We start from the raw sequence: 7,772 nt of genomic DNA, 5'->3' as shown, positions 1-7,772 counted from the left end.
GGAAAATCCGTCGTTCGGTCCCGTGTCGAGCATGTCTTTGCCGATCAGAAAGCACAGACGGGACTGTTTGTCCGGACAGTGGGTATCACCCATGCCACCATGAGGATCGGGATGGTCAATATCGTCTACAACATGCGCCGCTTTCGGTTCCTGGAGTGGATCAGTACGACCGCATAGCAACTCAGCGGGGCAACATCCCCACACGGATCAAAACGCAGAGAAAAAGTGACCCTGACAACCATCAAGCAAAACGCCATAACTCCGAAATCAGGAGTTCAAAAAAGGTTCTTCGATCCCCCCATTTTGCGGCACATGGCAAGACTTGTATTGTAAATTGCAAGCAGGAAGACGCTGGGAAATGACTACGCCCTACGACTGCCATGACTTGTAATAAGACTAATCGCGAGTGGGAGATAGGCTTCAAGAGCGTTCAGGAACGAACGGTTCACGACAAGCCCCAGAAGAGGCCAGTTTTTGCGAATTTGGGTTCTTAGCCGGCCCATTGATCGATACTCCTGCTTCCTGGAAGAGTTATCCCGGTTTCCGGGAGGCGAGCTGTGTTGGGTCGTTCTTTTTGATTTTGTGGAATTCTTCGTCCATCAGTTCGGAGGCAAGGCGGAAAGCCCGCTTTGCGTGAGCGTAGGGAAGCCACTGACCCAGCGCGTTCCACGGCATCCCGTTGTTATAAGTCGCGACTGCCATCAGCGTTTCCCCCGTTACTGCATCCGTGGCGACAAGTTCTTCGCTGGCGCCACCCGGGAACGGCGGTGGGATCGGGGGCATCCCGCCCCCTGCTGCGCCTGCGGCAAATCCGGCGATGACGGGAATGGCGTTATAATACCACTTGCTGCGGCGGATATTGGTAATGGCCGCGCGGACCCGGATCGTGTTGTCGCAGGCCGTGCCGCATTCTTCTGGCGCCACAACCTGGAAGTCGTGCGCCAGTGCCTTGGCAAGTGAGTCGTGGAACGCCGTGGTCATCCGGGCTTCCGCCTTCGGGTTCAGCTTCGGGGCCTTTGCCACCGGATGCCAGACGACGGGATCGATGACGATGAAGCGGTATTTCGTGATGCCGATCTTGGGGGAGACATAGACCAGATCATCCGTATGGTCCTTCTGATGGGTCATCTGCCCATAGGTCTCTTTGGGGATGAAACCCGTCTGGGTGGTTTTCTGGCCAGCGCAACCCGTCAGCGAGAAGATGAAAGCGCAGGAAATCAGCATCGGTGCGACGGGCAGGATACGGGAAGGTCTGTATGGCTGGGCGTGGGGCGGCGAAGGGGTCATGCGTGTGGCTCTTTTCCGAAAAAAGAGGATTGGTCCGGACAGTGCGTCGCCTTTGTTTATGAGGGAGCGCTGCGTCTTGGAGCCACTTTAGGGGTCGTCTTTTTCCAGCATGTGTCTCAAATATGCCGGTTCTGAAACATGCGGATTTTTACCGGATTTTCGGCAGACGAATCCGGGCTTCGAGACCACCTTCGGGGCGATTGAGCATGGTGATGTCGCCGCCATTGGACCGGATGATGGTCTGCGCTGATGTCAGTCCCAGACCGACCCCGCCTGTCTGGCGATTCCGGGACTTGTCGAGCCGGAAATAGGGTTCAAAGACTTCGGACAAGGAATTTTCAGGAATACCAGGGCCGTTGTCGCGGATGAAGATCATGTAACTGCCATCGTCCTGTGGCTTCAGGGTGATGGTCGGCGGCGTTGCGTATTTAATGGCGTTTTCAACCAGATTGGAAAAAACGCGCTTCATGGCATAAAGCTGGCCGAAATAACCCGCTTTTACCGGGCCATCATATTCCACGGGAAAGCCCTGATCGCAGTAGTCGTTCGCGATGGTCTGCAGAAGGCCCGGCAGATCGAACATGATGCTGTCTTCACGCGAGGCATCGTTGCGGAAAAAGGACAGGGCACCATCGATCATGGCCTGCATTTCGTCCACGTCCCGGAACAGGTTTTTCTGCTGTTCGGGGCAGTCGATGAATTCACCGCGCAGACGGATGCGCGTCAGGGGCGTGCGCAGGTCATGCGAAATGGCAGCCAGCATGGTCGTGCGATATTCGATGAACTGCTGGATCTGGGCCTGCATGCCGTTGATGGTTTCCGCGACCAGCCGGATCTCGCGCGGGCCGTCCTGTTCCAGCCGTGCGGAGCGGGGCTGGAGCCCGAGACTGCGCACGCTATCTGCCAGATGTTCGATCGGACGGGAAAGCTGGCGGGACGCGATAAGGGAGACGGCAATGACCCACAGGCTGAACATCAGGAACTGGAGGCAGAACCGCTCGAACGCATACATGCCCCAGAACCGGTGCAGTGCTACGCACAGGATCCAGCTGCCATCATCCAGCTGAAGCCCGGCAAAATAGGCGTCGTCGTACCGGGTTCTGTCGTAGGGAAGGCCGGCAGCACGGGAGACGGGGTTGTTTTCCTGGAAAACAACCATCCGGTCGGGATGTTGCCGCAGATAAGGCTGAAGGAAACGCCAACCTTCGGAGATCTCGTGAGGGCTGTAATGGCCGTTCTGGAGAATCAGTGCCTGTGGGGAATTGGGAGCGTACCAGGCGAAATGGATTTCATCAGTATTGGCGGCCTGCGCCAAAAGCTCCCGGTCAGCAGCGGGGGCAGCCCCGACGATCCGGATGACAGCGCCGACCTGACTGACCACGCCGGCTTCCTGAATGTCCGGCTTGGCCCATTTTCCGCCAAAGGTGAAAAACAGTTCCAGAAGAATGAGTGTGACGGCTGCCGAGAGTGTGACAGTGACAACGAGACGTCTTGCAATCGTGTCTTCCATAAAAAACGGACGTTTCACAGGCGGGTCACCGTCGTTTCGAAAATATATCCCCCATTGCGGACCGTGCGGATCAGGGCGGGATTTTTGGGATCGTTTTCCAGCTTGTGCCGCAGGCGGCTGACCTGGACATCGATGCTGCGATCGAACGCTGCATGGTCCGGGCCGCGGGCCATGTCCATGAGCTGGTCGCGCGTCAGGACGCGTCCTGGGTGTTCGACGAAAGACAGCAGCAGATCGAATTCGCCACTGGAGAGCAGAACCAGAGAGTCGTCAGCCGAGCGGAGTTCGCGGCGCGCGACGTCGAGCTGCCAGTCTCCGAACTTCAGCACGGGACGCGTCGTGGTGCTGCACGTCACCGGGGCAGATTCCGCGGTTCGTCTGAGGACGGCCTTGACGCGGGCCAGAAGCTCGCGCTGGTCGAAGGGTTTGGTCAGATAGTCATCGGCGCCGATTTCCAGCCCCACTACGCGATCGGTATGGTCGGCCATGGCGGACAGCATGATGACCGGAATTTTCGAGGAAGCCCGCAGTCGGCCGCACAGGCTGAAGCCATCCTCGTTCCGGAGCATGATGTCGAGAATGACGAGATCAATGTTCTGCGCCCGGAGAATCCCGAACATTGCTTCGCCGTCTTCGGCCACGGAAACGCGATAGTTGTGTCTCTGCAGAAAGCTGGTCAGAAGCGTCAGGATGTCCTGATCGTCATCGACAATGAGGAGATGGGGCATGGGGGTCATTCCCTGATCCTAGCATGAAGGCCCCCGGCTTTTGATGTCTAGGCAAGACACCATGTTTCAACCTGGAAACATACCCTCCCAACTGACCCGAGCTGAGCCGAGAGGTCCTGTTCGAGCGGGCAGGGGGCAGTGCTGCGGTCGGCCGCACGGGCATCGCTTTCAGGTCTTGCCGGGTGGCCGATGGAAGCATCCGGAAACAGGATACTGGTTCAATGGTCGGGGCAGGCCGGTTTCGCCTCCGGACCTGATCGAGTATCTGCATGTGCGACAGACGAAGGTGGTTCTGCCAGCGACCCATCTGAATTATGATCCCACCATGACCCGGCAAACGGTAAGGCCTGAAAGGCTGCAGCGCATCGAGTTTCTCCCTGTGCACCATCCAGCACTTTTGCTCTCCGTTGAAAGTGGCACCGCCCCGGGCTGCTTCCTTACGGCGCTCAAACGGGACGCAAAGCGGGCACCTGTCCTGTGCAGGTCCTGGATGTTTAGCCCCAAGATTTGATGAGTTGGATTGAGGATGAATTTTTCTGGCTCTGAAGTCCAGATTTTGCAGATATATTCGTAAGGTGTGAGGCTGCTCAGGGTCTTGAATCTTCGCCCGAAGTTATAGGCCGCCATGGAATCGTTTTGACGGTTGCCTCTTTGCTTGTCTGGTCGATGGCAACGAAGAGGTACAGCCTACCCTCAGCGGTCTGGACCTCCGCAATATCGATGTGAAAGAACCCAATCGGGTAGCGTTTGAAACGCTGTCGTTGGGGCTTGTCTCCCTCGATGTCCGGCAACCGTTTTTCTGATCTTCGACAGTCTGACGTCTCTGCCACTTTGCCACGGTTTTCGGGTTAATCCCGAACTCCTCGCTCAGCGCCGAGAGCGAAGCCTGCGATCGCTGTAGTGCTGCTCGTACGGCGTGCATAGTCGTGGCGCAGCCATGACGGTTCTGTTCCATAATGCTTCCTTCCACCCACGTGAAAATATCACACCATTAAATCCCGGGACTAAACAGAAAATCATTTTGCCCTGTTGACTTTTTTTTCGTTTCTCCACCATGCTTCAGCCTCGTCAGGGGGGTCCCGCCTTAAGGGACTGAGAGGCTGATTGGTGTTGTCGGGAAACCGGCGACACGGTGAAGCGACCCTTTGAACCTGACCCAGTTGATACTGGCGTAGGAAGACCGAAGGGCGCTCATTTCCATCGATGTATGGTGATGCGTCTATCGGGCCGATCCGGCCCTGCTTGTGTCTGTGTGCACAGGGGACGGCGGCTCCCTTTCTGCTTCACGTTCTCCCTGGGTCTTTTCGAGTGCGCTTGAGGAGACACCATATGAACGCTTCCATTCCAGCCATCACGACAGGGCCTCTGCCGGCCTCCAGCAAGGTCCATGTTCAGGGCACGCTCCACGACATCAGGGTGCCCATGCGGCAGATCGAGGTCTCCGGGGAGTATCCGCTGAACGTCTATGACAGTTCCGGTCCGTATACCGACACCGTCATCAGCATCGATATTGCGAAAGGCCTTGCGGACAGTCGCGGGGACTGGCTGCGGCGTCGCGGCGAGGTGGAAGAATATGACGGTCGCAAGATCACGCCTGCGGATAACGGGTTTGCTGAAGGTGAACGCCTGACTCCCGCATTTCCGAACCAGCGCCGCCCCCTGCGTGCGACCGGGGACCGTGCCGTAACCCAGATGGCCTATGCCCGGGCTGGCATTATTACGCCTGAGATGGAATTCGTGGCCATCCGGGAGAATATCGGTCGGACGCAGGCGCTGAAGGAAGAGCGGGATGGCGAGGATTTCGGAGCCAGCATTCCGGATTTCGTAACGCCGGAATTCGTGCGGCAGGAAATTGCCTCGGGACGGGCGATTATTCCCGCTAATATCAATCACCGTGAGCTTGAGCCGATGATTATCGGGCGCAATTTTCTGGTGAAGCTCAACGCCAATATCGGTAATTCGGCTGTCACGTCTTCCATGGAAGAGGAAGTCGAAAAGATGGCCTGGGCGATCCGCTGGGGCGCGGATACCGTCATGGACCTCTCCACAGGCCGCAACATCCATAACATCCGGGATTGGATCATCCGGAACGCTCCTGTGCCGATCGGAACGGTGCCGCTTTATCAGGCGCTGGAAAAGGTGGGCGGTATTGCGGAAGACCTGACATGGGAGATTTTCCGCGACACGCTGATCGAGCAGGCGGAGCAGGGGGTGGACTATTTCACCATCCATGCCGGTGTCCGGCTGCATATGATCCCGCTGACGGCCCGACGGGTGACGGGCATCGTGTCGCGCGGCGGCTCCATCATGGCGAAATGGTGCCTGCATCATCACCGTGAGAGTTTCCTGTACGAGCATTTCGAGGAGATCTGCGACATCTGCCGCCGCTATGACGTGTCGTTCTCGCTCGGGGATGGCCTGCGTCCCGGTTCGATCGCCGATGCCAATGATGCGGCGCAGTTTGCGGAGCTGGAAACGCTTGGCGAGCTGACGAAAATTGCCTGGGCAAAGGACTGTCAGGTCATGATCGAAGGGCCGGGTCATGTGCCCATGCACAAGATCAAGGCCAACATGGACAAGCAGCTTGAGCACTGCCACGAAGCGCCCTTCTATACGCTTGGCCCGCTGACGACCGATATCGCGCCCGGTTACGATCACATTACTTCGGCCATCGGTGCGGCCATGATCGGCTGGTTTGGCACGGCCATGCTTTGCTACGTTACGCCGAAGGAACATCTGGGTCTGCCGGACCGGAATGACGTCAAGACGGGGGTCATCACCTACAAGCTTGCAGCTCATGCGGCGGATCTGGCGAAGGGCCATCCGGGCGCGCGGATGCGGGATGACGCGCTGTCGCGCGCGCGGTTCGAGTTCCGGTGGGAGGATCAGTTCAATCTGGGACTGGATCCCGATACCGCCCGTTCCATGCATGATGAAACCCTGCCCAAGCAGGCGCACAAGGTGTCCCATTTCTGCTCGATGTGTGGGCCGAAGTTCTGCTCGATGAAGATTTCGCATGACATCCGTGCCGCAGCGGAAAAGCAGGACGGAATGGAGCAGATGGCAGAGAAATTCCGTGAAGGCGGGCAGCTCTATGTTCCTGTGACGGAACCGGCGGAATGATCCATTCCGTCCTGGGGGGAGGGGTTACGGCACTGTGTTGTGCCACGGCCCTTTCCGACCGGGGCCTTGACGTGGAAGTCATCGTCCCGGATGGCGCCCCGGAACCGGCGTCACGGTTTGCAGGGGGAATGCTGGCGCCTTTCTGCGAAGGGGAAAGTGCGCCGGACCTGATCGTGGCAAAAGGTCAGGCCGCGGTGAACTGGTGGGCTGCCCATGTTCCGGGTGTCGTGCGGCGGGGGACGCTTGTCGTCGCACCACCGCGGGATGTTTCCGAACTGGAGCGCTTTGCACGGGCGACGCGGGAGCATGACTGGGTGTCTCCCCGTGATCTGGAGCCGGATCTGGCAGGGCGTTTCGCACGAGGGCTGTTCTTTTCGAGCGAAGCGCATCTGGACCCGCGTCAGGCACTGGCCAGTCTGCGAAGCCGTCTGGAAAGCAGAAGCGTGTCGTTCCGGACCGGAGCGCCACGGGGCCGGATCGTGGACTGTCGGGGGCTGGCGTCCCGGGAAGATCTGGCCGATTTGCGCGGGGTCCGGGGAGAAATGTTAATCGTGCATGCGCCGGATGTGGCGCTGACGCGGCCCGTTCGCCTGCTGCATCCACGTTTCCCCTGCTACATCGTGCCGCGCGAGAACGGGCGCTACATGATCGGTGCGACCATGGTGGAAAGTGCGCGTCGCGGGGGTGTGACGGCGCGCGCTGCGATGGAACTGCTTTCGGCGGCCTATACGCTTCATCCCGGTTTTGCCGAAGCGGAAATCCTGGAACTGGGCGCAGGGCTGCGTCCGTCCTTTCCTGACAATATTCCGGCCATCCGGCACGCAGCGGACCGCATCCATGTCAACGGAATGTATCGCCACGGTTTTCTGATGGCGCCTGTTTGTGCAGAGCAACTGACCACGGAACTTGCGGAGCTTTACGCCCATGCGGATTGATCTGAACGGCCAGACCATTGAAACGCAGGCTCGGACGCTGGCCGACCTGCTGACGGAGCAGGGCTTTGAATCCCCCTGCGTGGCCACCGCCGTGAATGGTGATTTCATTGCCCGTCCGCTTCGTCCCGGAACGCTGCTGAATGATGGCGTGAAGGTTGAAGTCCTGTCGCCGATGCAGGGAGGCTGACC

6 protein-coding genes, 2 pseudogenes and 1 riboswitch are annotated in these 7,772 nt (G+C 58.6%); of the genes and pseudogenes, 4 read left to right on the top strand and 4 right to left on the bottom strand.

The annotated features are described in order from the left end of the window. Positions 1–177 (top strand): annotated as a pseudogene (locus tag HKD27_RS08665) (IS5/IS1182 family transposase); the annotation flags it as partial. 354 nt (positions 178–531) lie between these two features. Here the strand turns inward: HKD27_RS08665 and HKD27_RS08660 are convergent. The 4 genes and pseudogenes from HKD27_RS08660 to HKD27_RS08645 all read right to left on the bottom strand — a co-directional run. After that, positions 532–1,287 (bottom strand): DUF3313 family protein, encoded by a 756-nt coding sequence (locus tag HKD27_RS08660; protein ID WP_228518394.1) that lies wholly within the window; start codon positions 1,285–1,287, stop codon positions 532–534. A gap of 148 nt (positions 1,288–1,435) precedes the next feature. Beyond that, complete coding sequence (locus HKD27_RS08655) at positions 1,436–2,815, bottom strand: ATP-binding protein (RefSeq protein ID WP_194689191.1); 1,380 nt, start codon at positions 2,813–2,815, stop codon at positions 1,436–1,438. Beyond that, complete coding sequence (locus tag HKD27_RS08650) at positions 2,812–3,534, bottom strand: response regulator (protein WP_081107360.1); 723 nt, start codon at positions 3,532–3,534, stop codon at positions 2,812–2,814. Before HKD27_RS08650 ends, HKD27_RS08655 begins: the two co-directional genes overlap by 4 nt. Positions 3,535–4,017: 483 nt before the next feature. Next, positions 4,018–4,480 (bottom strand): annotated as a pseudogene (locus HKD27_RS08645) (hypothetical protein); the annotation flags it as partial. 105 nt (positions 4,481–4,585) lie between these two features. Continuing rightward, positions 4,586–4,720, top strand: a riboswitch (TPP riboswitch). A 134-nt stretch (positions 4,721–4,854) separates the two neighbouring features. On the opposite strand from HKD27_RS08645, the gene thiC reads away from it, so the two are divergent. From thiC to thiS, 3 genes are read left to right on the top strand one after another with little or no spacing between them, the layout of a single operon-like run. Next, a complete protein-coding gene (thiC, locus tag HKD27_RS08640) occupies positions 4,855–6,648 on the top strand; it encodes a phosphomethylpyrimidine synthase ThiC (protein WP_194689190.1) in 1,794 nt (597 codons plus the stop codon). Beyond that, a complete protein-coding gene (locus HKD27_RS08635) occupies positions 6,645–7,583 on the top strand; it encodes an FAD-dependent oxidoreductase (RefSeq protein ID WP_194689189.1) in 939 nt (312 codons plus the stop codon). The genes thiC and HKD27_RS08635 overlap by 4 nt, the downstream gene beginning before the upstream one ends. Then, on the top strand, positions 7,573–7,770 hold the full coding sequence (gene thiS, locus HKD27_RS08630) for a sulfur carrier protein ThiS (RefSeq protein ID WP_194689188.1): 198 nt from the start codon (positions 7,573–7,575) through the stop codon (positions 7,768–7,770). Before HKD27_RS08635 ends, thiS begins: the two co-directional genes overlap by 11 nt. Positions 7,771–7,772 lie beyond the last annotated feature (2 nt).

Source organism: Gluconobacter sp. R75690, assembly GCF_015244525.1.
GTDB classification, from domain to species: Bacteria; Pseudomonadota; Alphaproteobacteria; order Acetobacterales; family Acetobacteraceae; genus Gluconobacter; species Gluconobacter potus.
Note: the sequence above shows the minus strand (reverse complement) of the source record. Positions and strands in the feature narration are given on the sequence as shown.